We start from the raw sequence: 26,794 nt of genomic DNA, 5'->3' as shown, positions 1-26,794 counted from the left end.
GTACGACCGATCGGCCGCTTCGGCCCTGCGGGTGACCGTGGGGTCGGAGCGGCCGATCGCGCACCACGTCAGCCGGGCCGCTCCGGCCGGGTTGACGGCAGCTAGGCTGCACCATCGCTCGCACTCCAGGAGGTTGCGCTGAGACTCGAACTGCGCGGCATCACCAAGCGGTTCGGTGATCTGGTCGCCAACGACCACATCGACCTGACGGTGGAGCCTGGAGAGATTCATGCCCTGCTCGGCGAGAACGGCGCGGGCAAGTCGACCCTGATGAACGTGCTCTACGGGCTCTACCAGCCTGACGAGGGCGAGATCCTGGTCGACGGCAAGCCGTTGAAGCTGAAGGGCCCATCCGACGCGATCGGTGCCGGGATCGGCATGGTGCACCAGCACTTCATGCTGGTGCCGGTCTTCACCGTCACCGAGAACATCATGCTCGGCGCCGAGCAGGTCCGAGGCGGCATCGCCGGTTTCCTGGACCGGCGGCGGGCCCGGCGCGAGGTCACCGAGGTGTCCGAGCGCTACAACCTGCGGGTCGACCCGGACGCGGTGATCGAGGACCTGCCGGTCGGCATCCAGCAACGCGTCGAGATCGTCAAGGCGCTCACCCGCGACGTCGACCTGCTCATCCTGGACGAGCCGACCGCGGTGCTCACCCCCCAGGAGACCGAGGAACTGCTGACGGTGATGCGGTCGCTCAAGGCGGCCGGCAAGTCGATCGTCTTCATCACCCACAAACTTGGCGAGGTCAAGGCCATCGCCGACCGGATCACCGTGATCCGACGCGGAAAGACGGTGGGCACCGCCTCGCCGGAGGCCAGCCGGGACGAGTTGGCCGCGCTGATGGTCGGGCGCAACGTCCGGCTCACCGTCGACAAGACCCCGGCCACTCCGGGCGAGCCGGTGCTGGAGGTGTCCGGGCTCGTCGTCGACGACGACCGGCAGATCCGCGCCGTCGACGGCATCGACCTGACCGTGCGGGCGGGTGAGGTGCTCGGCGTGGCGGGCGTCCAGGGCAACGGTCAGACCGAGCTGATCGAGGCGATCATGGGCCTACGCCCGGTGCTCGGCGGCACGGTCAGCCTGGTCGGCGACCGGATCAACGGCTGGAAGCCCAAGCGGGTGCTCCGGGCGGGCGTCGGCTACGTGCCCGAGGACCGCAGCGTGGACGGCCTGGTCAAGGAGTTCAGCGTCGCGGAGAACCTGGTGCTGGACATCTACGACCGGCCGCCGTTCGGTGCCGGGCTCGCGCTCAAGCCGGACGCGATCGCCGCCTCGGCGAAGGAGCGGATCGAGCAGTTCGACGTCCGCACGTCATCGGCCGACGCGGCGGTGGGCACTCTCTCCGGCGGCAACCAGCAGAAGGTGATCGTGGCCCGGGAGCTGTCCCGGCCGCTGAAGCTCCTCATCGCCGCCCAGCCGACCCGTGGCGTCGACGTCGGGTCGATCGAGTTCATCCACAGCCAGATCATCCACGAACGGGACGTCGGCACCGCCGTCATGGTGGTCTCCAGCGAACTCGACGAGGTGATCGGGTTGGCCGACCGGATCGCGGTGATGTACCGCGGTCGCATCATCGGCATCGTCGGCCCGGACACCCCTCGTGAGGAGATCGGCCTGCTGATGGCCGGCATCACCCCGGACGCGGCGAACGAGCGCAACACGGACGCCGTGCCCGGCGACGGGCCGGCCACCGACGGGAGCCCGGCGAGCGACCCGGGCTCCGCGAGCGAGGACGAGGCATGAGCGAGCGGCAGCGAGTGAATCGGTGTTGCAGGGCGTTGGTGCCTCATGGCGTCACGCAGCGAAGCGGAGTGACGGCATGAGCGAGCGGCAGCGAGTGAATCGGTGTTGCAGGGCGTTGGTGCCTCATGGCGTCACGCAGCGAAGCGGAGTGACGGCATGAGCGACTCACCCAACCCGCAGTCCGGCTCGCCGGACAAGGAGCCGGCGAGCGAGGCGCAGGCGGCGCAGAACGCGCTCGGCAACACCGAACGGGCCGAGGTGGCGACCGAGCCGGACCGCCCGGCGACGAAGCCGGAGCCGGGGTCGAAGCCGAGCCTGGGTCGGCTGTTCCTGGACAACCTCTGGGCGGCCAACACCTTCACGGTGACCCTGCTGTCGCTGGTGTTGGCGATCGTGGTCGGCGCGGTGCTGATGATCATTTCTGATCCCGACGTGCTCTCCACGTACTCGTACATCACCTCCCGCCCGTCCGACGCGATCAACTCCAGCTGGACGCTCGTCAGCGAGGCGTACGCGAACCTGTTCAAGGGCTCGATCTTCGACCCCGAGGCGTTCTCCGGCTGGCTGGACGGCGCCAACGGCTGGCAGGCGGTGCTCGCGCCGATCTCGGAGACGCTGACCTACGCGGCGCCGCTGGTCTTCACCGGTCTGTCGGTGGCGTTGGCCTTCCGTGGCGGCCTGTTCAACATCGGCGCCCAGGGCCAGGCCACCATCGGCGTGATCATGGCGGCGCTGGCCGGCTTCTTGCTGCCGCTGCCGCCGGGCCTGCACCTGCTGGTGGCGGTGCTGGCCGGCGCGCTGGGCGGAGCGATCTGGGGTTTCATCCCCGGCATCCTCAAGGCCCGGGCCGGCGCGCACGAGGTGATCAACACGATCATGCTGAACTACGTCGCCACGTACTTCCTCACCTGGTTGATCGTGCAGAACGGCGTGCAGGACCCGACCCGTACCGACGCGATCAGCAAGGCGGTGGACACCTCCGCCCAGCTGCCCCGACTGCTCGGCGACAACCTGCGGGTGCACGCCGGCATCCTGCTCGCCGTGCTGGCCACCTGGGCGGTCGCCTGGCTGCTCAACCGCTCGACGCTCGGCTTCGAGCTGCGTGCGGTCGGTGCCAACCCGGACGCCGCCCGGACCGCCGGCATCAGCGTCACCCGGACGTACATCCTGATCATGGTCTTTGCCGGCATCCTGGCCGGCCTCGGCGGCTCGAACATGGTGCTCGGCTCGACCGCCAGCGCGTTGACCCCGCTGGTGGTCGCGCAGATCGGCTTCGACGGCATCCTGGTGGCGCTGCTCGGGCGGGTGAAGCCCTGGGGGGTGTTGCTCGCCGCGCTGCTGTTCGGGGCGCTGCAGGCCGGTGGTAACCGGATGCAGTCGTACTCCGGGATCTCGCTGGAGCTGGTGACGGTGCTCCAGGCGCTGATCGTCATCTTCATCGCCGCGCCGGCCCTGGTGAAGGCGATCTTCCAGCTCCGGGCCGCCCGCGCCGCCCGGTTGCAGACGAGCCTGGCGAAGGGCTGGTAACTGATGTCCACCATGGCTGTCCCCGACATCGCCGTCGCCCCGGTAGACGAGGGCTTCTGGACCCGCAGCCGCAAGGTCGGCCTCACGCTGCTGGGGCTCGGTCTGCTGTCCGCGGTGCTCTTCGGCGCGCTCGCCACCGACCAGCAGGCCCGGTTCACCCTCAGCGACGACGCGGCCGGCGCCGCGTTGGAGATCAACGGCACGATCGGGGCGATCCTGTTCGGGATCATCGCGATCGCCGCCGGTGCGGCGCTCCTCGCCGGGGTGCCGAAGCGGTGGTTCCTTCCCGTGCTCGCCGTCGGGCTGGTCGGTTTCGTGCTGTCGTTCCTCTGCTGGCAGATCTCCGCCGCACCGACCGGGCAGAACTTCATGCCGCTGGTCAACATCATCCGGGGCACCTTCATCCTGGCCCTGCCGTTGATCTTTGGCGCGCTCGCCGGTGTGCTCTGCGAACGCTCCGGCGTGGTCAACGTGGCGATCGAGGGTCAGCTGCTGATGGGCGCGTTCAGCGGCGCCCTCTTCGGCAGCATCTCCGGCAGCGTCTGGGTGGGCCTGGTCGCCGCCGCCATCGGCGGCGCGTTCATCTCGCTGCTGCTCGCCGTCTTCGCCATCCGTTACCTGGTCGACCAGGTCGTCATGGGCATCGTGCTGAACCTGTTGGCGGTCGGCGTCACCGGCTTCCTCTACGAGCGGCTGATGCAGACCGACGCCGCGAGGTACAACAGCGCGCCCCGCTTCAGCAACTGGGAGATCCCGCTGCTGAAGGACATCCCGGTGCTCGGGCCAGCGTTGTTCCGCGGCAACATCTTCCTCTACCTCGGGCTGCTCCTGGTCCTGGTGATCCACATCGCGTTGTTCCGCACCCGGTGGGGGCTGCGTACCCGGTCCGTCGGCGAGCACCCGATCGCGGCCGACACGCTCGGCGTCAAGGTGCTGCGGGTGCGCTACCGCAACGTCCTGCTGGCCGGTGTGGTCGCCGGCATCGGCGGCGCGTCCTACACGCTGGCGCTCTACTCGTTCACCAAGAACATGATCGGTGGTAAGGGCTTCATCGCCCTGGCCGCGCTGATCTTCGGCCGGTGGAACCCGACCGGCGCGCTGCTCGCCGCCCTCTTCTTCGGGTTCGCCGACCAGCTCGCCACCTACCTGGGCGCGATCAGCAGCTCGATCCCCAGCCAGTTCCTGGCCATGCTGCCCTACCTGGCGACCATCCTGGCCGTCGCCGGGCTGGTTGGCCGGGTCCGGGCACCGGCCGCCGACGGCAAGCCGTACATCAAGGGCTGACCACCATCACCACAGACCGCTGCGGGCAGGGCCGGGGACCCGGCCCTGCCCGCTTCTGACCTGGGCTACTTCGGCAGAATGATGACATGACCGACATTGACTGGGCGCAGTTGCGCGCTGCCGCCACCGAAGCGATGCGGCACGCGTACGCGCCGTACTCGACGTTCCCGGTCGGCGCCGCCGCGCTGGTCGACGACGGCCGGGTGGTGGTCGGCTGCAACGTGGAGAACGCCGCGTACGGGGTGACGCTCTGCGCCGAGTGCGGGGTCGTGTCCAGCCTGCACGCCACCGGTGGCGGTCGGCTCGTCGCGCTCTCCTGCGTCGACGCGACCGGCGAGCCGTTGATGCCGTGCGGCCGGTGCCGGCAGCTGCTCTGGGAGCACGGCGGGCCGGAGTGCCTGATCGAGAGCAAGACCCGGCCACTGCGGATGGCCGAGCTGCTGCCGCACGCCTTCGGCGTGGAGGACCTGGAGGCCGTCACCGGTGAGACGCCGGTGCCGGTGGTCCCGGAGCGGCTCGCTGCCTGGCGCGGGCGCGGCACCGTCTTCGTGCACCCGGACATGTCCGCTGGTCAGCAGGTCTGGACGGCGTACTGGGAGCGGTCGGCCGGAGACGACGCCGGTGCCGAGACCGGGGTGCTGGAGGAAGCGCCGAGCTGGGACCAGCCGGCCGAGGCGATCACCTGGGGTCTGGCCCGGACGCCCCGGGTGGTGGTGGTCGACGAGACCGGCACGATCTTCTGGGCTGGTGAGGGTGAGCCGCCTGTGGAGATCCCGGTGCGGTGGTCTTGAGTGGCCCCCGCCCCGACGTGGTCATCGGCCGTACGTCGGTCTCGCCATTCGACGACTTAGGAAAGATCATTTGATGAGTGGTTTTGCTGCTGTGGACGTTATTCGGGTCAAGCGGGACGGGGGCGTGCTGTCGGACGCGCAGATCGACTGGGTGGTCGACGCGTACACCCGGGGGGTTGTCGCCGACGAGCAGATGTCCGCGCTGGCGATGGCGATCCTGCTCAACGGCATGACCGCGCCGGAGATCGCCCGGTGGACCGCCGCGATGATCGCCAGCGGTGAGCGGCTGGACCTGTCGGCGGTACGCCGGCCGACTGTCGACAAGCACTCCACCGGCGGCGTCGGCGACAAGATCACTCTGCCGCTCACCCCGCTGGTGGCGGCCTGTGGCGCGGCGGTGCCGCAGCTCAGCGGCCGGGGTCTCGGACACACCGGCGGCACGCTGGACAAGTTGGAGTCCATCCCGGGCTGGCGGGCCACGGTGAGCAACGACGAGTTCATCGCCCAGCTCGACGACGTCGGTGCGGTGATCTGCGCGGCCGGTGCCGGGCTCGCGCCCGCCGATCGCAAGCTGTACGCGCTGCGCGACGTGACCGGCACCGTGGAGGCGATCCCGCTGATCGCCAGCTCGATCATGAGCAAGAAGATCGCCGAGGGGACCGGCGCGCTGGTCCTCGACGTCAAGGTCGGCTCCGGCGCCTTCATGAAGTCCGTCGACCAGGCCCGTGAGTTGGCGCGCACCATGGTCGAGCTGGGCGGGGCGCACGGTGTGCGGACCGTCGCCCTGCTCACCGACATGTCCACCCCGTTGGGCCTGGCGATCGGCAACGCGGTCGAGGTGACCGAGTCGGTCGAGGTGCTGGCCGGCGGCGGACCGGCCGACGTGGTGGAGCTGACCCTCGCCCTGGCCCGGGAGATGCTCGACGCCGCCGGCCTGCCGGACGCCGACCCGGCGGCGGCGCTGCGTGATGGTCGGGCGATGGACTCCTGGCGGGCGATGATCCGGGCCCAGGGCGGCGACCCGGACGCGCCGATGCCAACGACCGCCGAGGTGGAGGTCGTCCGCGCCGAGCGGGACGGCTACGTCGCGGCTGTCGACGCGTACGCCATGGGGGTTGCCGCGTGGCGGCTCGGCGCGGGTCGGGCCCGCAAGGAGGACCCGGTGAGCGTGCCGGCCGGTGTGGTGCTGCACAAGCGCCCGGGTGACGAGGTGCGGGCCGGTGACCCGCTCTACGAGCTGCGTGCCGAGGACGCGACGCGGATTCCGGCCGCGCTGACCGAGGCCGCCGACGCGGTGCGGATCGCGTCGACGGCCCCGGCCGCGACGTCGTTGGTCATCGAACGCGTCGGCTGATCGATTCGCTGTCGCCCTGGCGTGGTGCCAGTCACCTGGGAGCGCTATTGTCGCAGGCCAAGGGGGGACAACCGGCCTTGCGCCGGCGCGAGCAGACAGGAAGATCCGCCGTGAGCGTTGCTGCCCCCGACCCACGTGAGGTGCGCGAGGCGAGCCTGGACGAGCTGTCCCGGCTGGGCCTGCCGTTGCCGCCGGCCCAGTTTCCCCTCGTCTGGGAACCGGGTGACCAGATCGACCTGCGCCCGACCGGGGAGATCGAGGCGAGGATCGCGGTGCTGCACCTGATCCTGGCCCGCTGCTTCGGGATGCCCCCGCAGGCGGCGATGAGCTGGCTGCTCGGCTCGCACCTGGTCGACATGGTCACCCCGCCGGAGTGGCAGTTCGTGATGGGCGGCAAGGGCGACCACCGGTCGTTCGTGCTGCACCACGACGCGCTCTTCGCGCTGGCCTGGGTGCTCGGCCTGAGCAAGCAGCTCGACCCCACCCTGGCCGTCGACGAGCGGCTGATCGAGCGGCTGCCGCACATCGCCGAGGGGGAGACCTTCCCGCACTGGCGCTCCCGGATCCTCACGGCGCCACAGCACCCGGCCGACGCGGCCGCCCTGCTCGACCTGCACTACTGCCTGGACTGGGCGTACCTGGAGACCGAGCGCGGCGGCCGGCGCGCGCCGGGCCTGGTCGACGCGAACGCGATCGGGCAGCGGCGTTGGGCGTTGGAGTGGGCGGTGATCCTGCGGGGGCCGTACCACGACGAGCCGCCCGGTTGGGAAGAGGTCGACCTGTCCACCTGAGGTCAGTGGGGCCGGTATGCGTCCACCCGCACCGCCACCGTCACCCGGACCGGTTCGGGCAGGGCGGCCAGCCGGGCGGCGAGCGCGTCCGGGTCGGTGTGCCAGGCGCTCGGGCCCATCCCGACCAGGCTGGCGGCCTCCGGCCGGGTCAGTGTCAGCTGCGCCCGGTGCACGGCCGAGCCGGCCGGCGTGAAGTGCCCGCCCAGGCTCCCGGTCACCCGGTCGGCCTTGTCCGGGTCCACCCGCAGCAGGTCGAGGGCATCCACCAACTCGGCGAGATGGTCGGTGTCGGGCGTGACCACCAGCAGCGTCCCGGCCGGGTCGAGCACCCGGTGGAACTCGGCACCGTTTCGCGGGGCGAAGACGTTCAGCAGCACCGCGGTCGAGGCGTCCGCGAGCGGCAGTCGTTGCCAGGTGTCGGCGAGCGCGGCGGCGGCCCGAGGGTGGGCACGGGCCGCGCGGCGCAGTGCCGGCTTGGACACGTCCAGAGCCAGACCCACGGCGTCGGGCAGCGCCGCCAGCACCGCGCCGAGGTACCGGCCGGTGCCGGCGCCGGCATCCACCACCAGGGGGTACGCGTCGACGTCGGATGCGGGTTCGGCGCGTACCGCTGCCGTTGTCTGCTCTGCTGCGCCGCCGTCGGTGCGCCGGCTCTGCCCGGAAACCGTCGTGTCGGTTGGCGGGTGAGGCGCGGGCGGGGTGGGTCGCGGACGCGTGGCGGTCGTGGCGAGCAGCCGGCCGACGGCGTCCGTCGCGGCAGCGGCGAGGGCGGCTGAGATGACGTCGTAGTGCCCGGCGGCGAGGAAGTCCGCGCGGGCGGCCACCATCTCGGCGGTGTCGCCGGAGTGCGGGGCGCGTCCGGCGAGCAGGTTGACGTACCCCTGGCGAGCGATGTCGAAGCTGTGCCGGCGCGGGCAGCGCAGTGCCCTGGCGGTGCCGGCTGTCGTCTCGGCCAGCGGCTCGCCGCAGACCGGGCAGCGCAGTCGGTGGAGGATGCGGGGGTCCACGTCAGGCCTCCGAAGCGTGCCGTGGCTGCGGCGCCCGCCCGCCGAGGTGGTCGACCACCCGGTGGGTGAGCGCGCCGAGCGCGTCGATCTCCGTCGGCGTGAGCAGGTCGATCAGGTGCCGGCGGACGGCGGCCACGTGGCCGGGTGCGGCGGTCTCGATGGCCCGCCGACCGGCGGGGGTGAGGACGACGACCGAGCCGCGGGCGTCGTCGGCGCACTCCTCGCGGGTGACCAGGCCACGCTGCTGCATGCGGGTCAGGTGGTGGGAGAGCCGGCTGCGCGACCAGAGCAATCCTCGCGTGCAGCCAGCCACCAGGTTGCGTCCACCCGACGAGTCTAGCGGTTGGTTGACACGTCATCGATTCGCCGCCCGGCGTCGCGCCCCGCCGCCATCGGGCCGTCATGGTCGCCGACGGGAGACTGGTGATCCGCCTCGCCGTGGACCGGGTCTACGGCTGGCGGCCGTGACGCCCGGCCGGTCCCGTCCCGGTCCGTCCGGGCCGCTGACTAGGGTCTGAGCATGGTCGCAACTATCCGGTACGAGGACATCGTCAAGGTTCCCAAGGCGTTGCTGCACGACCACCTCGACGGTGGGCTGCGGCCGGCGACGATCGTCGACCTGGCCGCCGAGGTGGGCCACGAACTGCCCACCACCGACCCGGAGGCGCTCGGACGCTGGTTCGCGGACGCGGCGGACTCCGGCTCCCTGGAGCGTTACCTGGAGACGTTCGCGCACACCGTGGCGGTCATGCAGACCGCGCCCGCGCTGCGTCGGGTGGCTCGTGAGTGTGCCCTCGACCTGGCCGCCGACGGGGTGGTCTACGCCGAGGTGCGCTTCGCCCCGGAGCAGCACCTGGAGCGGGACCTCAGCCTGGACGAGGTGGTCGAGGCGGTGCTGGCCGGGTTCGCCGAGGGCACCGCGCAGGCGGTCGAGGCGGGCCTGAGCATCCGGGTGGGCACCCTGCTGACCGCGATGCGGCACGCCGCCCGCTCGCAGGAGATCGCCGAGTTGGCCGTGCGGCACCGCGACGCCGGGGTGGTCGGCTTCGACATCGCCGGCGCCGAGGCGGGCTTCCCGCCCACCCGACACCTGGACGCCTTCGAATACCTGCAACGGGAGAACTTCCACTTCACCATCCACGCCGGCGAGGCGTTCGGTCTGCCGTCGATCTGGCAGGCGATCCAGTGGTGCGGAGCGGACCGGCTCGGCCACGGGGTGCGGATCGTCGACGACATCGCGCCCGACGGCTCGCTCGGCCGGTTGGCCGCGTACGTCCGGGACAAGCGCATCCCGCTGGAGTTGTGCCCCTCGTCGAACGTGCAGACCGGTGCGGTGGACTCGATCGCGGATCACCCGATCGGCCTGCTGCGGGACCTGCGCTTCCGGGTGACCGTCAACACCGACAACCGGCTGATGAGCGGCACCTCCATGTCACGGGAGATGTCGCTGCTGGTGGAGACGTTCGGCTACGGGTGGAAGGAACTGCAGTGGTTCACCATCAACGCGATGAAGAGCGCCTTCATCCCGTTCGACGAGCGACTGCGGATCATCGATGAGGTGATCAAGCCGGCGTACGCGAAGTTGCTGGCCTGAGCTCAGCCGTGCGGGTGGCCGGCGAGCAGGCTGGCCACCCGGCTCAGCACCTCCCGGGCACGGGCCGCCTCCGCGCCCAGGCCCATCTGCCGACGCAGCACCGCGGGCTCGGCCCGCAGCAGCGCCACCCCGCGCCGAATCAGCACCCGGGGCGCCTTGCGCTGCTCGGACAGGTCGCGGGCGAGTCGGCGCAGGAAGGTCGCCCCACGTGGGCGGCGCAGCGCGTACGCCCCGGCGAGCAGGCCGAGTCGACGACACTCCTCGACGATCTCGGCGGCGAAGATCCCTTCGGCCACGAAAATTGGCGAACCGGCGACATCAAATGGCCGGGTGGCCACCCGTCGATCGGCGCCGATCGCATAAACCGGCACATCGGCTCGACCCTCACGGGCAAGTCGGGCAATGATTTCCACCGCACCGGGGGCGTCCCACGACTGCGGCGATTCCCAATCCACCTGGCCGTTTCGTAGCGGCAACGTAGGGTCATCGCCGTCTTTGTAGAAGTCGTCCAAGCAGAGCACCGGCAAGCCGGTTTGCTGCGCTATGTACGACTTTCCGGACCCAGAAGGGCCGGCTAGTAGGACCACGCGGTGCGGATGTTCCATTACCTTCAGTTACTCCGGCCAGACAGACTGCTATCAAATCGCATCAACATCTCATCACACCTTCGGTTGGGGACAACCTGGGCTTTCTTCTTGTCGACCGGCGTGATGGAATCTCGGGGGTCCGACCCGCCGGGTCGGTCGCTGGGCGTTGCCCGGGGCAACGCGTTCAAGCTGTAATCGCGAGGGCGGTGACGTGAGCAAACGGCCAAAGACGGCGGGCTCCTTCCTGTCGCGGCTGCGCCGGCCGGCCAGCCGGCTCCGGGACATGCCGATCTGGTCCAAGCTCGGTCTCATCATGATCGTGCCGACCATCGCCACGGTCGTGGTGGGCACCAGTGGTCTTGTCGACCACCTGGAGACGCTCAACAATGCCAACCGAGCTGGCGACCTGGCCAACCTGTCGAGCTACTCGGGTGACCTGGTCGACGCCCTGCAGGACGAGCGGACCGCCGCCGTGCTGCTGCTGGGCGCAGACGGGACGCAGCCGACGGCGCAGTACCAGGAGGCCTACAACCGGGTGAACTCCCGGGTCGACCAGGAAGCTGCCCCCTACCGGCAGCAGCGGGCCGAGATCGAGGACCTGCCGAGCAGCCTGGAGGGTCTGCTCGACAGCATCGACCAGAACCTGCAGGACCTGTCGGGCGTCCGCAGCCAGGTGTTCAACGGAAAGCTCGCGCTCACCGAGACCGTGCAGGCGTACGAGGGTCTGATCAGTGACCTGCTCGCCATCCGTGACTCGTCCACGCAGCTCGCCGGTGACAACCAGCTGAGCGACCGGATGCGCGCCGCCGCGGCGGTCGCCCGGGAGAAGGAGTTCCTCGCCGCCCGCCGGGTCGTGGTGCACCGCGCGCTGGGCGTCAAGGGCGGAAAGCGCCTGACCCCGGCACTGCGCAGGGACTACGTCGCCAGTGACACCGGCCAGCAGCAGGCTCTGCAGAGCTTCAAGGCCGTGGCCACCCCGGACGACGCGAAGTTCCACGACCAGACGGTCGCCGGCGGCGACCGCCGGCAGGCGCAGAACTACACCGGCTGGATCGACGGCAACACCACCGGCGACATGCGTGGCGCCCCGTTCGGCCCGGACCAGTGGGAAGCCGCCATGACGGCCAACGCCAAGCTGATCCGCACCGTTGAGCGCAAACTCGACGGCGAAGTGGTCAACCAGGCCGACAACCTCCGGTCCGACGTCCAGCGCCAGGTCTTCCTGGAGACCGGCCTGCTGCTCAGCATGCTGCTGCTGGCCATCCTCTTCGCGTACCTGGTGGCCCGCTCGATGGCCCGCTCACTGCGTGAGCTGCGGCAGGGCGCGCTCTCCGTCGCCCAGTACGGCCTGCCACAGGCGGTGGCCCGCCTGCGCGACCCGCAGGTCGTCGGGCAGTTGTCCCCGGTGCAGCTGGCCAACCAGATCGCCGAGCCGCTGCCGGTGCGCAGCAAGGACGAGTTCGGCCAGGTGACCGAGGCGTTCAACGCCGTCCACCTGGAAGCCGTCCGTACCGCCGCCGAGCAGGCCGCACTGCGCGCCTCCGTCGCGACCATGTTCGTCAACCTGGCCCGCCGTTCACAGATCCTGGTCGACCGCCTCATCGGGCACCTCGACCGGCTGGAGCGCGGCGAGGAAGACCCGGACCGGCTGGCCGAGCTGTTCCAGCTGGACCACCTCGCCACCCGGATGCGCCGCAACGACGAGAACCTGCTGGTGCTCGCCGGCGCCGACTCCACCCGTGTGCAGCGTGAGCCGGCCGCTCTCATCGACGTGCTGCGCGCCGCGCAGTCCGAGGTCGAGCACTACACCCGGATCGAGTTCGGCGTCATCGACCGGGACATCGAGGTCGCCGCGCACGCGGTCAACGACCTGGTGCACCTCGTCGCTGAGCTGTTCGACAACGCCACCGCGTTCTCCCCGCCCGACTCGCAGGTCATGGTCGAGGCCCGCCGGGTCGGCGACCGTTCCTCGCTGTACGTCGAGGACCGCGGCATCGGCATCAGCGCCGAGCAGCTGCACGACCTGAACGAGCGGCTCGCGACGCCGCCCCAGGTGGATGTGGCGGTGTCCCGGATGATGGGCCTGGTCGTGGTCGCCCGGCTGGCGTCGCGGCACGGGGTCCGGGTGGAGCTGCGCCCCGGCAACGACCGCGGCACCGTCGCCGAAGTGACCCTGCCCACCTCAGTCCTGGTGCCCCGGGCGCTGTCCGGCCGGGTGCAGCAGCCTCCGGCGCTGCCGGCGGCTGGCGGTGCACCCCAGTTCGGTGGTCCGCAGTCAGGTGGGCCCACGCCGGTCTTCGGCGCGTTGCCCGCCCTGGGCAACGGCCCTCGCCCCAGCGAGTCGTCCGGCAACCAGGTCACCCTGGGCGGCCGTCCGTTCGAGCCCGCGTCGCGCAACGGCGCCGGCACCCCCGCCAACGGTGGTACGTACCGCTCGATGCCCGCCTGGTCCGATCTGACCGGCGCGGCCGGGACGAACGGCGGCGACGGGTTCACCCCCCGGTCGGCCAACGGCCAGGGGACCGACCCGCTGCCGCAGCGCCGGGCCGGGGACGAGCCTTCGACCGGCCAGCAGCCGTCCATCCCGCGTCAGCTGCCGAGCAGCCCCGAAACGCACCAGTATTCGGCGCCGCCGGTCTCCGCACAGCCGTACTCGGGGGCGCCGGTCTCCGCCTCGCCGGCCTCCGGTCAGCCCTACTCCGCGCAGCCCTACTCGGGTGCGCCGTACGGTGGCGCCCCGGTGTCCGCCGCGCCGGCCTCCGGTCAGCCGTACGCCGGTCCGCCGGTGTCGGCGTCGCCGGTCTCGGCCTCGCCGGCGTCCGGTCAGCCGTACTCGGGCCAGCCGTATTCGGGTCAGCCGTACTCGGCGCCGCCCGCCTCGGCTCAGCCGTACTCGGCACCGCCCGCCTCGGGTCAGTCGTTCAGCGGGTTCGAGCCCCGGTCCGCGCCGCCCGCGCAGGCGGCCAGTGCTCCGGCGCCGCCGGCCTGGCCGCCGGTGCCGGGTAGCGACCGGGACACCGCCACCCCGCCGGTGCCCGAGCGGCTCGCCGCCGCGCTGGACATGACGACGGAACTGCCGCGGGTGCCGCGGCCCGGTGAGCAGCCGGCCCCGGCTCAGCCGGCTCCGCAGACCTCGGCCCCGCAGGCCCAGGCTCCGCAGACCCCGGCCGCCGCGGCTGCGCAGACTCGGCCGGCGCCGCAGCAGCCACCGGCACAGAACCGCCAGCGGTACGCGGACGAGACGATGGAGCTGCCGATCTTCCGGGAGCTCGAGTCGGCCTGGTTCCGTACCCGTCGCCCGGGCTCCGAGGAGACCGCGGCTGGCGCCCAGCCGGCGACGAACGGCGACTCCGCGACCCAGCAGTTCGCCACGGTCGAGGCCACCGGTCGGGCAGGCCACAAGACAGCACCCGGGACGACAGGTAACACACCGATGGCAGACACTCCGACGGCCGGAGGAGCGCCGCGGGACAACGGCTCCACAGCGAACGAGGGCACCCGCCCGAGCCTCGCCGAGAGCCTGCCGAACCGCCGGCCCCAACCGCAGAGCAACGGCTGGCAGACCGCTGCCGACGACGGTTGGCGTGCTGCCTCCGCGGCGGCCGGCGCGGCGCCGGTGAGCGAGACCACCACGACCGGTCTGCCGAAGCGCAAGCCGATGGCGCAGCTGGTGCCCGGCGCGGTGGAGAAGCCCACCACCTCGGTCCAGCGGCGCTCCCCGGAGGCGGTCCGTGGCCTGCTCTCCGCCTACCATCGGGGCGTGCAGCGAGGGCGTAGCACCTCGGACAACCCGACCAGCCCGGAGGCGACTCCGGGAGGGCAATCCTCGCAGTCTGGCTCAGGCCCGGTGGCCGGGAGCGGGCAGAAGGAGCAAGAAGGATGACAACTACGCAGGATCTTGGTTGGCTGCTCGCCAACTTCGCCGACCGGGTGCCCGGCGTCGCGCATGCGGTCGCCGTGTCGGCGGACGGCCTACTCCTCGCGTCGTCACGGGATCTGCCGCGCGACCGGGCAGACCAGCTCGCCGCGATCTCGTCGGGTCTGGTCAGTCTGACCCAGGGGGCAGCACGCTGCTTCGAGGGAGGCGCGGTGTTGCAGACCGTCGTGGAGATGGACAATGGCTTCCTGTTCCTGATGTCCATCTCGGACGGCTCGTCCTTCGCCGTGCTGGCAGCCCGCAGCTCCGACGTGGGCCAGGTCGGCTACGAGATGGCGCTGCTGGTCGACCGGGTGGGCGACGCGTTGACCCCGCAGCCGCGTGCGGCTGCGGGCATGCTGGGCTGACGTTTCGCCGATCGTGAGGTCGGCACGACTGCAACAACGACAACGACGGGTTTCACCGGTGGGAGCCGGTAACGGGTGCGAAGGAGGTGAGCGGCGAGATGGCCGATCGTGACGAACCGACCGGAGCGTTGGTCCGTCCATACGCCGTGACCCGTGGTCGCACCCGTCCCCGGCTCGACATCGCGCTGGAGGCGCTCGTCGAGACGACGGTGCGCGGCCGGGCCGCTGCCAATGGCAACGGCGGCCAGGGCCGCGAACACCAGTACATCGCCGCGCTGTGTGACGGACGCGTGCAGTCGCTCGCGGAGATCGCGGCGCGGATGCAGCTCCCGCTCGGTGTGGCCCGGGTGCTCATCGCCGACATGGCGACGGACGGCCTGGTCGCGGTCCACGAGCCGACCATTTTGGACGACTCCGACGACGCGGTGGGCACTGAACTGCTGGAGAGGGTGCTGAGTGGACTTCGCAGGCTCTGACATGTCGCACCGCCCGCCGAACCCGAGCGGCCGCGTGACGTCGGCGAAGATCGTTATCGCCGGTGGATTCGGCGTCGGCAAGACGACGCTGGTCGGCTCGGTCTCGGAGATCACGCCGCTGACCACCGAGGCCATCATGACCTCCGCTGGCGTGGGCGTCGACGACACCCGGCAGGTGCCGGGCAAGACGACGACCACGGTGGCCATGGACTTCGGCCGGATCTCGATCGACCGTGACCTGATCCTGTACCTGTTCGGTACGCCGGGTCAGACCCGTTTCTGGTTCATGTGGGACGAACTGGTGCGGGGTGCGATCGGTGCGGTCGTGCTGGTGGACACTCGCCGGCTGGCCGACTGCTTCGCGGCGATCGACTTCTTCGAGCACCGACGCCTGCCGTACCTGGTGGCGATCAACTGCTTCGACGGGATGCAGTACCACGACCCGCAGGACGTCCGGGACGCCTTGGCGATCTCGAGCGACGTGCCGGTGGTGGCCTGCGACGCCCGTAACCGGGAGTCGACGAAGCACGTGCTGATCTCGCTGGTCGAGTACGTGCTGACCATGCGCCGTACGCGCGCTGTCGCCCCGGCCTGATCGCGGCGCTGCACGCCCCGGTGGTGGCTCCGGCCGCCATCGGGCGTAGCACCCTGCCCGCCGCGTCACCGTACGCTCCGCCGCCTCCTTGACGATCGTGGACGCTCTCCGCCCCCACCTGTGAGGGCGCGTGGGTCTTCGGTGGTCGAGGAGGCGGCGTCGTCGTGTCCGGGGTTCTCCGGCAGACACACAAGCGCCCTCAGTCAGCTGACTGAGGGCGCTTGTGCACGGTGACAAGGATCAGGACTGGTAGCCCGCCGACCGGTACTCGTACTCGCGGTCATCGTCGCGGTCCCCGTGGTCGCGGCTGAAGTCCCAGCCGCCGGCCGCCTCACGACCGGGCCGACCGCCCACCGCGAAACCGCCGATCTCCTGACCACGACGCCAACCCCGGAAGTAGCCGGTCGTGTTCTCGGCGAGGCTTGCCGCATCACGCACTATCCGCAATGGGCGCTCCTCGCGCAGCGGGGAACCCGGCACCAGGTTGGCCTGAGGCACACGCTTCGGTAGCCCGGCGTTGGTTTCGGCGCCCACCGCCGGGCGGGCGGCCTGCTCCGCGGCCTGCCAGCCGGTGTCGGCGGTGGTCGACCAGTCCAGGTCGGACTCGTCGGCGTGCCCGACGAACCAGGCCGACTTGGCCTGCGCGAAGATCAGCAGGTCGCCGTCGCCCTCGTCGGCGACCGGCGGCGGCCGGTGCTCCATCGGAGGCGGCCGGTGCTCGACCGGGGGAGCCGGCCGGTGCTCAGGGGCGCGCTCGGTACGGGCGCCCGCCCGGCCGTTGCGGGCGGCCTGCTCGCGGTCGACCAGGCGCAGCGGCGGCGTCTCCAGGTGCTGATCCGAGGCAGGGTTGAGCCCTTCGCGCAGGGCCCGGTCGGCCAGCGGCGGCGGCTCCACCAACCGCAGCATCGGCGGCTCCGGTGGCAGGTCGTCCGCCAGCCAGGGCGGGGTGACGCGACCGTCGGCCCGGCCCGGGTCGGTCGGGGCGTCCACCCCGCGGCTTCCGCCGTACGGGTAGGCCACCGGGTTGTTCGGTGAGCTGTCGGCCGGGTCCTCCGGGTTGTTGACCAGCGGCCAGTTGGCGCGGGAGCCGGGCGGTGCCGCGGGCTCCTGGCCAGGCCGGGGGGTCGGCACCGGAATGCTGAGGTCGGTGGCGCTGAAGCCGCCGGTGGGTGGCTCGTCGACCGGCCGTTGCAGGTGGCTCGGCCGGGGCTCGCCGTTGGTCTTGGGGCGGGGCGGAATGACAGTACGCTGCCGTTCGGCCCGCGCGTTGTTGATCGCGGCGGTGGTCAGCGTCGGCCGGAACGGCTCACCGGCCTCGGCCGGAGGCACCATGCCGCGCTGTGTCGGCGCGATCGGGGTGATCCCGGGCGGCGGAGGCGGCGGTGCGGACACCGGTCGGTTGGTCGGGCCGTCGATCCGGCTGGAGGTCGACTCGGTGCGGCTGGGCAGCGTGGGTGACGGCGAACCAGCCATCGCCGCCGGAGCCATCGGCGCGGGGGCGACCGGAGGGGGCGTGACCGGTGCCGGGGCGACTGGTGGTGGCCCGAGCGGGCGGGGCGACGCCAGCGGCGCGTTACCGGGGATCGGCTCAGGGCGGCTGCGCCGCCCGGCGGGTGCCGGATCGGCGGCTGCCGGGGTGGGTCGGACCGACCGCAGCCCGGCGTTGGCGCCGGAGAGGCCGGTCAAGGCGGCGTTGGTGCCCGCCAGGCCGGTCAGCTCACCGACGGACTCGCCACGACGGGCGGCGGCCCGGCGGCCGGGTGCCTGAACCGGAGTGCTGACCCGTGAGCTGAGCGCGCTGACCAACGCCTCGCACCCGGCGTCGCACGCCCGGACGGAGGCGACGGCCTGGCGGACCGTCTCGGCCACCGCGGACGTGAGGGCCCGGTTGACCGCGGCGCGTCGGGGGGTCTCGGAGATGGCGACCCGTAGGGCGGTGACCGCTTCGTTGATCTCATCGGCGTCGGCGACCCCGTCGGCGGCCAGGTGCGCCGCGATGGCATCCGCCGCGACCGACACCTCGCGGCCCCGGGCGACGGTGCCGCCGAGCATGCCCGGCTCGGGCAGCGCGTCCAGCACGGCCAGCGAGACCGGCTCGGCCGGGTCCGGGTAGGCGCGCAGGGCCGCCGGGTAGAGCTCCCGCAGAACCTCGCGCAGCGCCACGGCGGCGGAGTGCCGACCACTGGCCAGCGCGGCATGCGCCGAGAGCACCTGCTTGTAGCCGGCGAGGTCCCGGGGTGCCGGCAGGGTGACGGCGGAGAGCGCCCCCGCCTGCAACGCGCGGGCCAGGCCGACCGCCCGTCGTTCGGCCGGAGGCGACTGCATCTCCTCCAGGGAGTCGTCATCGGCGAACCGCTCGGCGAAGTCGTCCACCGAGTCGTCGTCGGCGATCGCCAGGGGTCGCCCGGCCGCGCTCAGCAGCGAGGTGACCGTGTGGTCGTCGCTGTCGGCGGCGATGGCCGCACCGCTCGGCCCGCCCGACCGCTCCACGAGCAGCGCGACGAGCTGGGCGTAGCCAGCGGCGTCATCGCTGATCTCGCAGACATGCAGCAGACGGCCTGCGTCGTCGACCACAGCGGACGTCAGCGTCGAGCCGGCGGAGGCCGGTCGGTCAGCCGGATCCGCCGAGGCCAGACCGCAGTAAACGCGCACGAGCGCCACGGCGTCGTCCTCCTCCCGGGACAGGTCTTTCCTCTGCCAGCAACTGATGCTCCCCGGTACGGGTCAGTCGCGCCAGTCCACCACCGCAGAGATCTTGCCGACAATGGTGCGCCAACCCAAACTCGCGGTCTGCGCGCCGATCTTCTTCAGCCGTCGGCGACCCATGAACGCGCCGATCCCACCATTGGCCGTGGCGCGCAGCGCCTCGTCCAGGTCGTCGAGGCTGGAGCCGGCGGAGAGCATGTCGAGTACCGCAGGCAGCCGCAATGCGTACGAGAGGTCACGCGCGACCTCGCCGGCCTCGATCAGCAGGGTCGAATCCCACGTGTCGTGCCCGCCGCGCAGGTTCTCCACGACCAGGTCGAGTTCGTAGGTGTCCTCGTCGAGCGGCGCGATATCTGCCGGCTCCACCCGTTCGGACAATTCATTCCAGCTGTCCAGTTGGGACAGATCGTTGGGCGCACCGGATCGGATGAAACTGACCAGCGACTCGGGGGTCTTGAACAGCAGCAGCTTGCCCTGGTGGCTGAGGAAGACCGGCACCTCCTCGTCGTTCTCCTCGTCCGCGACGGCCTCGTCCGAGTCTTCTTCGGTGTCGGTGTCGGTGTCAGCGGCGGCGCCGTCCCGCCGACGGCGCGTGGCGTCCTCGTCGTCGTCCTCGGCGGCGAACTCCTGGGCCAGCTCCTCGTCGAGGATGACGACGGTCTCGTCGTCCTCCTCCTCTTCGACCGCCTGGCGGCGGGCGAGGAACGGGTCGTCCTGGTCGCGCTCGGTCACGTCGGTCGGGGTCAGCGAGCTGGCCGGCCGGTACGCCCGCAGCGTGAAGCCGGTGCCGGCGGGCAGCGCGATCTCCACTGGGTCGATGCGCAGCTCGTCCCAGAGCGAACGGTCGATCGACGCCGACGGGCGGTCGGTCTCCTCGGTCTCGTCTGGCTGGGCCGCGCCGGTGGTGTCGTCGAGCTCGGGCTCGTCGGCGTCGGGCCGTTGGGGCGACTGGCGGGCCACGCTGACCTCCGTGTGCTTCGGGTTGCCCACCCACCGGGGTCTCCGACCGGCGAGTGACTCTGGGCACATACCCTAGTCGGCGGCCCTGGGTGGCCGATGCCCGCACCCCGGTGGCCGCTCGGCGCACGGGTCCGACCTGCTGGTGGTCACCGCTGGCGAAGCGGCCGTCCGACAAGTAGCGTAGCTACGCATGAAGGCCCAGGCGCTGCACGGCCATCTCGACGCTCTGCTGCTCGCCGTGCTCGAACAGGGCGCGCTGCACGGCTACGCGATCATCGAGGCGCTGCGGGCCCGCAGCGACGGCAGCCTTGACCTACCCACCGGCACCATCTATCCGGCGCTGCGCCGGCTGGAACGCGCCGGGCACGTGGCGAGCACCTGGAGCACGGTCAGCGGCCGGGAACGCCGGACGTACCAGCTCACCGACTCGGGCCGGCGGGCGCTGGCCGGGGAGCGCGCCGGGTGGCGCGAGTTCCAACTGACAGTCGGCCGGTTCCTCGACCCCGAAAGCCCGCCCACCCCGTCCTGACCCGCTCCGGTCCGGACGCCGATCAGCGGGTGGCCAGCAGCCAGCCGCGCGCCGCCCGGGTCAGCGAGAAGTAACCGCCGCCCACCAACACCAACCCGATGATCATCGGGGGCCAGTGCAGCGCCGCGTCAAAGAGATCGATTGACCAGGCGAAGAGCGCGGAGCCGGCCACGATGCCGAGGACCAGGACGCCGGTCAGGCCGGTGCCCACCGCACGCTGCGCCAGGGCCAGGCCCGGCCGCGACGGCCGCGCGCTCGCCCGGACCGCCAGCAGACCGGCCACCGAGAGCAGCAACGCGCTCATCCAGATCCAGTCGACCGAGCTGGCGAGCAGCAGATACCCGGCCGGCGGGCGGGGCCCGTCACTCCAGCTCGACCCGCGCCAGGTCAGATCGCCGGCGACGACCCCCACCCCGGCGATCGCCAGCATCCGCAGGGAGAGCCCGCGCAGGGCGCCCACCGCCAGCTCGGCCTGCCAGGAGGGGAGCAGCTGCGCCGGTGAGCCGAACTCGACCACCGCCCGGCGCTGCGCCTCGGTCGGTGGCATCCCGCTCTCCCGGTACGCCTCGACGGCGTCCAGCAGCCCGTGCCGGGCCTCGGTCAGCAGGCCGGACTTGAGTCGCGCCGGCCCCTGCAACCGGGCGGCAAGCTCCCGCAGGTGCTCGTCGACCATCACGTCCTCACCCCGCGCCATGGCACCACCCTGCCACGGAGCCCGGCGCGTCGACGTCCGGGAGAACCCTGGTCCGCCCCGGAGCCGGGTCAGGGGGCGAGCGCCAGGTATCCGCGTTCGGCGGCGGTCTGCAGCAGCCACTGGTCCCGGTACCAGCCCGGGGCGGCCACCAGTTCGGCGTGTCGACCGCGCTGGATCACCCGGCCGCCGTCGAGAACCACGATCTCGTCCAGCTCGGCCAGCCCGCTGAGCCGGTGGGTGATCAGCAGCACCGAGTGCCCGGCGGGGGTGAAGGCGAGGGCGGACGCGAGCACCGCGTCCGCGGCGGTCGGGTCCAGACCCTCGGTGGGCTCGTCGAGCACCAGCACCGCCGGCGCGGCGAGCAGGGCCCGGGCGAGCGCCAGCCGCTGCCGCTGCCCACCGGAGAGCTGCCCGCCCTCCTCGCCGACCACTGTGTCCCAGCCGGCCGGCTGGGCCTGGACCCAGTCCAGCAGACCGGCGGCGGCGGTGGCGGCGATCAGCTCCTCCTCGCCCGCTGCGGGCCGCCCGAGCAGCAGATTCTCCCGCACCGTGGCGTGGAAGACGTACGCCTCGGCCAGCAGCCCGCCGACCGCGCGGGGAAGCGCCTCCTCGGCGTACGCCGAAAGGTCGTGACCGTCGAGTGTGACCCGGCCGGACGCGGGCCGGACGGTGCCGGTCAGCACTGCGGCCAGTGTGCTCTTGCCGGCGCCACTCGGGCCGACGACCGCGATCCGGCGTCCCGCCGGCAGGTCCAGGCTGACCCCGTCCAACGCGGGCGCCGCGCCGGCCCGGTACCGCACCGTCACGTCGACGAAGCGCAACTCGTGCGGGCCGGCCAGGTCGGTACGACCGGTCGCGGGCGGCGCGGTCGGCGGCTCCGCGTCGAGCAGGTCGGCCACCCGCGTCAGGCCGGGCCGCAGCTGCGTCCACTGCCGGGCCGCCGTGACCAGCGCCAGCGTCACCTCGACGGCGGCCAGCGCGCCGACGGCCAGGACACCCACCAGCACCCCCGACACGTCGGCGGCGAGCGCGGCAAGCACCACCGCCGCGGCGGTCGCGCCGGCGGTGAGCACGCCGGCCGCGTCCACAGCGAAACCGGTGGCGGCCAGCCGACGTTCCAGTCGGGCCAGCCGGTGGGCGCGTTGTTCGGCCGCGCGCAGCGCGCCCTCGGTCGCCCCGAACGCGGCCAGGTCGGCGGCACCGTGGGTGAGGTCGATCGCATCCGTGGCCAGTGCGCCCCGCAGCGGGGCCACCTCGGCCGCGCTGCGGCGGGTGACAGCGGTGGCCAGCGCGGGCAGCGCCACCCCGGCGACCAGCAGCCCGACGGTGAGCGCGCCGGCGGCCGGTACGGAGATCAGCGCCGCCACGGCGACCGCCAGCACACCGACCACCGCCGCCGCCGAGGCGGGGACCAGCACCCGCAGCAACAGGTCCTGGACGGCCTCCACGTCGGAGACCAGGCGGCTCAGCACGTCCCCCGAGCGATGCGTGGCACCTCGGCGGGCCGCCAGGGTGGCGAAGACCCGGGCCCGGACGTCGGTGATCATGCGGAGCACCGCGTCGTGGCCGGCGAGCCGTTCGGTGTAGCGGAACACCCCCCGGCTGATGGCCAGCGCCCGGACCGCGACGATCGCCACGGTGAGCCGGTCCAGCGGAGGTTGACCGGCGGCACTCATCAGCAGCCAGGTGGCGGTGGCCATCAGGGCGAGCCCGACGAACTCGGTGGCGGCTGCCAGCAGCCCGGCCCCGACGAGCCGACCCAAGTACGGTCGGGCCAGTCGCAGCACGGCCCGCTCGGCGGCGACCCGGCCGGTCGAGGCCGGCCCGGTTGTTGCCGCCGGCTCGCGTTGCCCGCTCATCGGGTGACCTTCCCGGTCGGCTCGGGCGTCAACTCGGTGACCCGACCGTCCTCGACGCGCAGGATCCGGTCGGCGTCGGCCAGCAACGCCGGTCGGTGCGCGACCAGCACTGCGGTCCGCCCGGCGACCAGGCGACGGGTGGCGTCGAGCACCACCGCCTCGGCCGCGGTGTCGAGCCGGGCGGTGGGTTCGTCGAGCAGCACCACCGGGGCGGCCCGGAGGAACGCCCGGGCCAGTGCCACCCGCTGCCGCTGCCCGCTGGACAACCCATGACCGCGCTCACCGAGCACGGTGTCCAGGCCGTCGGGCAGGCCGGCCACCACGTCGTCCAGGGCGGCGTCGTGCACCGCGGCGGCGAGTACGTCGGCCGGGGTGTCCGCCGCGCCGAGGCGGATGTTGTCGGCCAGCGAGGCGGCGAAGAGGTGCGCCCGCTGCGGCACCCAGGCGAGTTGCCGGCGCCAGGCGTCGGTGTCGACGGTGGCGAAATCGACCCCGTCCACGGTGATCCGGCCGCTGGTCGGTGCCACGAAGCCGAGCAGCAGGCCGAGCAGTGTGCTCTTGCCGGCGCCGCTGGGCCCGATGATGGCGATCCGCTCGCCGGGCCGGATGGTCAGTGTCACGTCGCGCAGCGCGGTGGTCCGCTCGTACGCCACTGTCACCGCCTCGAACCGGATCTCGGCCCGCGCGTCCGGGGTGGCGGCGCCTTCGGCGGCCCGAGGCGTGGCGGGTGCGGCGGAGAGCGTCAACGCCTCGTCCAGCGCGGTCAGCCCCTCCATGCTGGCGTGGAAGCGGCTACCGGCGGCCCGCAGCGGCAGGTACGCCTCCGGGGTCAGCAGCAGCACCAGCAGCGCGGTCTGCAGGGCCAGCCCACCGCCGAGCAGGCGGATGCCGACCGGCACCGCCACCAGCGCCACCGAGAGGGTGGCGACCAGTTCCAGCACCAGCGCGGAGAGGAAGGCGATCCGCAGCGTCTTCATGGTGGCGACGCGGTGACCGTCGGCCATCCGGCGTACCACATCGGTCTGTGCCCTGGCCCGTCCGAACGCCCGCAGCGTGGGCAGCCCGGCCACCATGTCCAGGAAGTGCCCGCCGAGCAGCGCGAGCCGCCGCCACTGCCGTTCGGTGGCGGCCTGCGCCTGCCAGCCGAGCAGCGCTCCGAAGACCGGGATCAGCGGCAGCGTCAGCGCGATGATCACCGCCGAGCTCCAGTCGGCGAAGACGACCCGGGCCAGCACCGCCAGCGGCACCGTCACGCTGAGCACCAGTTGCGGCAGGTAGCCGGTGAAGTACGCGTCCAGGGCGTCCAACCCGCGCCCGGCCAGCGTGGCGATCTCACCGGCCCGCTGCCCGGCCACCCAGCCGGGACCGTGCCGACCCACCGCGCCGAGCAGGTCGGCCCGCAGCGTGGCCTTGACCGTGGCGGCGACCCGCGCGGAGATCGTGCCCTGCGCCCAGACCAGCGCGGAACGGGCGGCGACCGTGACCACGAAGCCGGCCAGCGCCGGCCGATCCAGCCGGCCGTCGATCGCGGTGGCCAGCACCGACGCGAGCGCGGTGGCCTGCGCCACGATCAACCCGGCGGCCAGCACGCCCAGGAGCGCGAGCACGGCGAGATCGCCCCGGGCCGCGGGGACCCGGCGCAGCAGACGCGGGTCGAACGGACGGCGGCTCACCAGTACACCGGAGCCCTGCCGTCGGTTCTTCCTCGGAAAACCCACCAGCACATCGCCTGGAAGCCTAGTAGGGCCGGAAGTAGCGGCAGCGCCACCCAGCCCAGCAGCCGCAGGGTCGGCGCGCTGGCGGCGGCGTCGGCGACCCGCAGCGAGGCGTCCGGGTCGGTCGTGGAGACCAGCACGTAGGGCCAGAGAGCGGCTCCGACCAGCACCACCGGCAGCGCCAGGGCCGCGCCGGTGGCGACCACCGCCCACCCGGGCCGCTGCCGGGCCAGCGCCGCGCGGGCCGCCAGCAGCGCCGCCACGAGCAACACCGGCAGGAGTACGGCCACCGCCGGTCGCTGCACGGCGTCGCGTACCCGGGCGGAGAGCAGGCCCACGACGGTGGCCACGGCGACCGCGGTGAGCGCCACCGGCACCAGCCGGCGGGCCGTGCGGCCGGCCTCGGCGGCGGCCCCGGCGGACAGGCGCAGTGTGAGGAAGGTCGCGCCGTGCACCGCGATCACCGTGACCATGGCGATCCCGGCGGCGGCCGCGAACGGGGTGGCCAGGTGGGTCACCCCGGCGACGTGCCCGTCGGTCCGCAGTGGCACGCCCTGCAACAGCGCGGCGAGCAGCGCGCCCCAGCCCAGCGCGGCGAGGGCGCTGCCGATCATCACGACGCGGTCCCAGCGGGCGCGACTGCGCTCGCTGCTGGGCCGACTGCGCAACTGCACCCCGACGGTGACCAGGATGACGCCGACCAGGGCGCCGACGACGACCGGATAGCAGCCGGCGAGCAACTCGCCCTCCAGCAGGGGGAACGCGCCGAAGAGGATGCCCGCGGTGGCCACCAGCCAGACCTCGTTGCCGAGGAAGAACGGCCCGAGGGCGGTGAGCGTCTCGCGCCGCCCGGCCGGGCCGACGCCGCGGGAGAGCAGCAGCCCGACGCCGTAGTCGTAGCCGGCGAGCACCAGGTAGCTGGCGAAAAAGAGGCCGAGCACTGCGTACCAGGCGAGGTCCACGATCTACTCCTCGGTGCTCAGATGAGGGCGGGTTCGGGGTGGGCGGGCTCGCTGGGCGGTGCCGGTGGGCGTCCGAGCGCCGGGTCGGCCGCGCCGCGTCTGGCGTGTCGGGCGAGCAGCACCCAGTTGGTGACGGCGAGAGTGCCCAGCAGCAGGCTGAACCCGATCAGCGAGGTGAGCATCAGCGGTGCGCTGACCGGCGAGACGGCCTGCTCGGTTCGGAGCAGCCCGTACGCCACCCAGGGTTGCCGGCCGACCTCGCGGGAGATCCAGCCGAGGATCACCGCGACGAACGGCAGTGGCAGGCCGAGCAGGATCAGCCAGAGCGGAAAGCGCAGTCGGATGATCCAGTCCCGGTAGAGCAGGGGCAGCAGGAGCCAGACGCACCCCAGTGTGAAGCCGATCAAGATCATGAAGCCCAGCCCGACGCTGGCGAGCGCGGGCGGCGTGTAGTCACCGGGGCCGAACCGCGTGGTCCACTCGGCGATCAGCGCCCGGCTCTCGGGGTTGTCGCCGCCGAACTTGGTCGGCTGTACCGAGCCGACCGGGCCGAACTGGGCGAAGCCGAAGCCCTGCACCATCGTGATGGCCAGCGCCGCGGTGATCAGGCCGATCCGCAGCGAGGTGCGGAAGAGCGCGAAGTCGGGGGTACGCCGGATCAGGTGCCCGGCGCTGACCGCCGCCATCAGCATCCCGCCGACCAGCAGTGCCGCCGAGACCACGTGCCCGAGGGCCATGCCGAGGCTGGGGTTGGTCAGCAGCGCACCGAAGTCGGTGAGGTGGGCGATCCCGTCGCGGACCTCGTACCCGACCGGGTTCTGCAGCCAGGAGTTGGCCACCATGATCCAAAACGCGGACGCGTACGCGGTGATCGCCACGCCCCAGAGCAACGCGAGGTGCACGCCCTTGCCGAGTCGGTGCCAGCCGAAGATCCACATCCCGAGGAACGTGGACTCCAGGAAGAACGCCACCAGCGTCTCGATGGCCAGGGGCGCGCCGAAGACGTTGCCGACGTAGCGCGACAGACCGCTCCAGTTCAGCCCGAACTGGAACTCCATCACGAGGCCGGTGGCGATGCCGAGCACGTAGTTGATCACGTAGAGCTGGCCCCAGTAACGCGTCAGCCGCTCCCACTTCGGGTTGCCGGTGAGCACCCAGGCGGTCTGCATGCCGACCAGCAGGGTGACCAGCCCGAGCGTGACGACGACGAACAGGAAGTGGATCGAGGTGGTGGTGGCGAACTGCAGGCGGGCGAGGAGCAGGGTGTCCATGACCAGCCCTCCATAGCTGTTGGCTCCCTTGTCATAGCCACCCTACACGTAGCCTGCCTACA

22 protein-coding genes are annotated in these 26,794 nt (G+C 72.2%); 12 read left to right on the top strand and 10 right to left on the bottom strand.

All coding sequences use genetic code 11. The features are described from left to right. Window positions 1-138: 138 nt before the first annotated feature. The 6 genes from IF22_RS0105310 (at window position 139) to IF22_RS0105285 (ending at window position 7,493) form a co-directional block, all read left to right on the top strand. The gene (locus IF22_RS0105310) at window positions 139-1,746 is read left to right on the top strand and encodes an ABC transporter ATP-binding protein (RefSeq protein ID WP_051708191.1); all 1,608 of its coding nucleotides are present in this window, start codon (window positions 139-141) and stop codon (window positions 1,744-1,746) included. A 156-nt stretch (window positions 1,747-1,902) separates the two neighbouring features. Further along, complete coding sequence (locus IF22_RS0105305) at window positions 1,903-3,273, top strand: ABC transporter permease (RefSeq protein ID WP_030329050.1); 1,371 nt, start codon at window positions 1,903-1,905, stop codon at window positions 3,271-3,273. 3 nt (window positions 3,274-3,276) lie between these two features. Further along, window positions 3,277-4,557, top strand: coding sequence for an ABC transporter permease (locus IF22_RS0105300; RefSeq protein WP_030329048.1), 1,281 nt, complete (start codon window positions 3,277-3,279; stop codon window positions 4,555-4,557). Window positions 4,558-4,643: 86 nt separating this feature from the next. Then, window positions 4,644-5,348, top strand: coding sequence for a cytidine deaminase (locus IF22_RS0105295; RefSeq protein WP_030329045.1), 705 nt, complete (start codon window positions 4,644-4,646; stop codon window positions 5,346-5,348). A gap of 73 nt (window positions 5,349-5,421) precedes the next feature. Next, on the top strand, window positions 5,422-6,702 hold the full coding sequence (locus IF22_RS0105290; protein WP_030329042.1) for a thymidine phosphorylase: 1,281 nt from the start codon (window positions 5,422-5,424) through the stop codon (window positions 6,700-6,702). A gap of 110 nt (window positions 6,703-6,812) precedes the next feature. Beyond that, window positions 6,813-7,493: a DUF4272 domain-containing protein gene (locus IF22_RS0105285; RefSeq protein ID WP_030329040.1), complete on the top strand. Its 681-nt coding sequence runs from the start codon at window positions 6,813-6,815 to the stop codon at window positions 7,491-7,493. Between the two features lie 2 nt (window positions 7,494-7,495). Here IF22_RS0105285 and IF22_RS0105280 read toward each other — a convergent pair whose 3' ends face one another. Together IF22_RS0105280 and IF22_RS0105275 are read right to left on the bottom strand one after the other, a co-directional pair. Beyond that, on the bottom strand, window positions 7,496-8,500 hold the full coding sequence (locus tag IF22_RS0105280) for a putative RNA methyltransferase (protein ID WP_030329038.1): 1,005 nt from the start codon (window positions 8,498-8,500) through the stop codon (window positions 7,496-7,498). 1 nt (window position 8,501) lies between these two features. Beyond that, window positions 8,502-8,750 (bottom strand): MarR family winged helix-turn-helix transcriptional regulator, encoded by a 249-nt coding sequence (locus tag IF22_RS0105275; protein WP_245233533.1) that lies wholly within the window; start codon window positions 8,748-8,750, stop codon window positions 8,502-8,504. 270 nt (window positions 8,751-9,020) lie between these two features. Between IF22_RS0105275 and IF22_RS0105270 the strand changes: the two genes are divergently transcribed. Then, window positions 9,021-10,094 carry an adenosine deaminase gene (locus IF22_RS0105270; RefSeq protein WP_030329032.1) on the top strand — a complete coding sequence of 358 codons (1,074 nt, stop codon included), beginning with the start codon at window positions 9,021-9,023 and terminating at the stop codon, window positions 10,092-10,094. A 2-nt stretch (window positions 10,095-10,096) separates the two neighbouring features. Here the strand turns inward: IF22_RS0105270 and IF22_RS35785 are convergent, their stop codons facing one another. After that, window positions 10,097-10,390 (bottom strand): hypothetical protein, encoded by a 294-nt coding sequence (locus tag IF22_RS35785; protein ID WP_245233532.1) that lies wholly within the window; start codon window positions 10,388-10,390, stop codon window positions 10,097-10,099. A gap of 502 nt (window positions 10,391-10,892) precedes the next feature. Here IF22_RS35785 and IF22_RS0105260 point away from each other — a divergent pair. The 4 genes from IF22_RS0105260 (at window position 10,893) to IF22_RS0105245 (ending at window position 16,036) form a co-directional block, all read left to right on the top strand. After that, window positions 10,893-14,564 carry a sensor histidine kinase gene (locus IF22_RS0105260; RefSeq protein WP_030329026.1) on the top strand — a complete coding sequence of 1,224 codons (3,672 nt, stop codon included), beginning with the start codon at window positions 10,893-10,895 and terminating at the stop codon, window positions 14,562-14,564. Continuing rightward, on the top strand, window positions 14,561-14,965 hold the full coding sequence (locus tag IF22_RS0105255) for a roadblock/LC7 domain-containing protein (protein ID WP_030329023.1): 405 nt from the start codon (window positions 14,561-14,563) through the stop codon (window positions 14,963-14,965). Before IF22_RS0105260 ends, IF22_RS0105255 begins: the two co-directional genes overlap by 4 nt. 98 nt (window positions 14,966-15,063) lie before the next feature. Then, entirely contained in the window at window positions 15,064-15,441 is a 378-nt protein-coding gene (locus IF22_RS0105250) for a DUF742 domain-containing protein (protein WP_030329021.1), read from the top strand. A gap of 1 nt (window position 15,442) precedes the next feature. Next, window positions 15,443-16,036 carry a GTP-binding protein gene (locus IF22_RS0105245; RefSeq protein ID WP_007455465.1) on the top strand — a complete coding sequence of 198 codons (594 nt, stop codon included), beginning with the start codon at window positions 15,443-15,445 and terminating at the stop codon, window positions 16,034-16,036. Window positions 16,037-16,276: 240 nt separating this feature from the next. On the opposite strand, the gene IF22_RS0105240 is transcribed toward IF22_RS0105245, so the two are convergent. Beyond that, window positions 16,277-18,721 (bottom strand): hypothetical protein, encoded by a 2,445-nt coding sequence (locus tag IF22_RS0105240; RefSeq protein ID WP_030329016.1) that lies wholly within the window; start codon window positions 18,719-18,721, stop codon window positions 16,277-16,279. Window positions 18,722-18,760: 39 nt separating this feature from the next. After that, the gene (locus IF22_RS0105235) at window positions 18,761-19,732 is read right to left on the bottom strand and encodes a hypothetical protein (protein WP_030329013.1); all 972 of its coding nucleotides are present in this window, start codon (window positions 19,730-19,732) and stop codon (window positions 18,761-18,763) included. A gap of 160 nt (window positions 19,733-19,892) precedes the next feature. Between IF22_RS0105235 and IF22_RS0105230 the strand changes: the two genes are divergently transcribed. Further along, a complete protein-coding gene (locus IF22_RS0105230; RefSeq protein WP_030329010.1) occupies window positions 19,893-20,231 on the top strand; it encodes a PadR family transcriptional regulator in 339 nt (112 codons plus the stop codon). 22 nt (window positions 20,232-20,253) lie between these two features. Here IF22_RS0105230 and IF22_RS0105225 read toward each other — a convergent pair whose 3' ends face one another. The 5 genes from IF22_RS0105225 to IF22_RS0105205 all read right to left on the bottom strand — a co-directional run bounded on the left by IF22_RS0105225 (window position 20,254) and on the right by IF22_RS0105205 (window position 26,732). After that, window positions 20,254-20,925: a permease prefix domain 1-containing protein gene (locus IF22_RS0105225; RefSeq protein WP_030329008.1), complete on the bottom strand. Its 672-nt coding sequence runs from the start codon at window positions 20,923-20,925 to the stop codon at window positions 20,254-20,256. A gap of 68 nt (window positions 20,926-20,993) precedes the next feature. Continuing rightward, a complete protein-coding gene (gene cydC / locus IF22_RS0105220) occupies window positions 20,994-22,784 on the bottom strand; it encodes a thiol reductant ABC exporter subunit CydC (protein ID WP_030329006.1) in 1,791 nt (596 codons plus the stop codon). Further along, on the bottom strand, window positions 22,781-24,457 hold the full coding sequence (gene cydD, locus IF22_RS0105215) for a thiol reductant ABC exporter subunit CydD (RefSeq protein ID WP_030329003.1): 1,677 nt from the start codon (window positions 24,455-24,457) through the stop codon (window positions 22,781-22,783). The genes cydC and cydD overlap by 4 nt, the downstream gene beginning before the upstream one ends. Then, the gene (locus tag IF22_RS0105210) at window positions 24,454-25,461 is read right to left on the bottom strand and encodes a cytochrome d ubiquinol oxidase subunit II (protein WP_030329001.1); all 1,008 of its coding nucleotides are present in this window, start codon (window positions 25,459-25,461) and stop codon (window positions 24,454-24,456) included. Before IF22_RS0105210 ends, cydD begins: the two co-directional genes overlap by 4 nt. Window positions 25,462-25,478: 17 nt before the next feature. After that, complete coding sequence (locus IF22_RS0105205; protein WP_030328999.1) at window positions 25,479-26,732, bottom strand: cytochrome ubiquinol oxidase subunit I; 1,254 nt, start codon at window positions 26,730-26,732, stop codon at window positions 25,479-25,481. Window positions 26,733-26,794 lie beyond the last annotated feature (62 nt).

The organism is Micromonospora parva (genome assembly GCF_000718515.1).
Lineage (GTDB): Bacteria > Actinomycetota > Actinomycetes > Mycobacteriales > Micromonosporaceae > Micromonospora > Micromonospora parva.
This window is presented reverse-complemented; position numbering and strand designations above follow the sequence as displayed.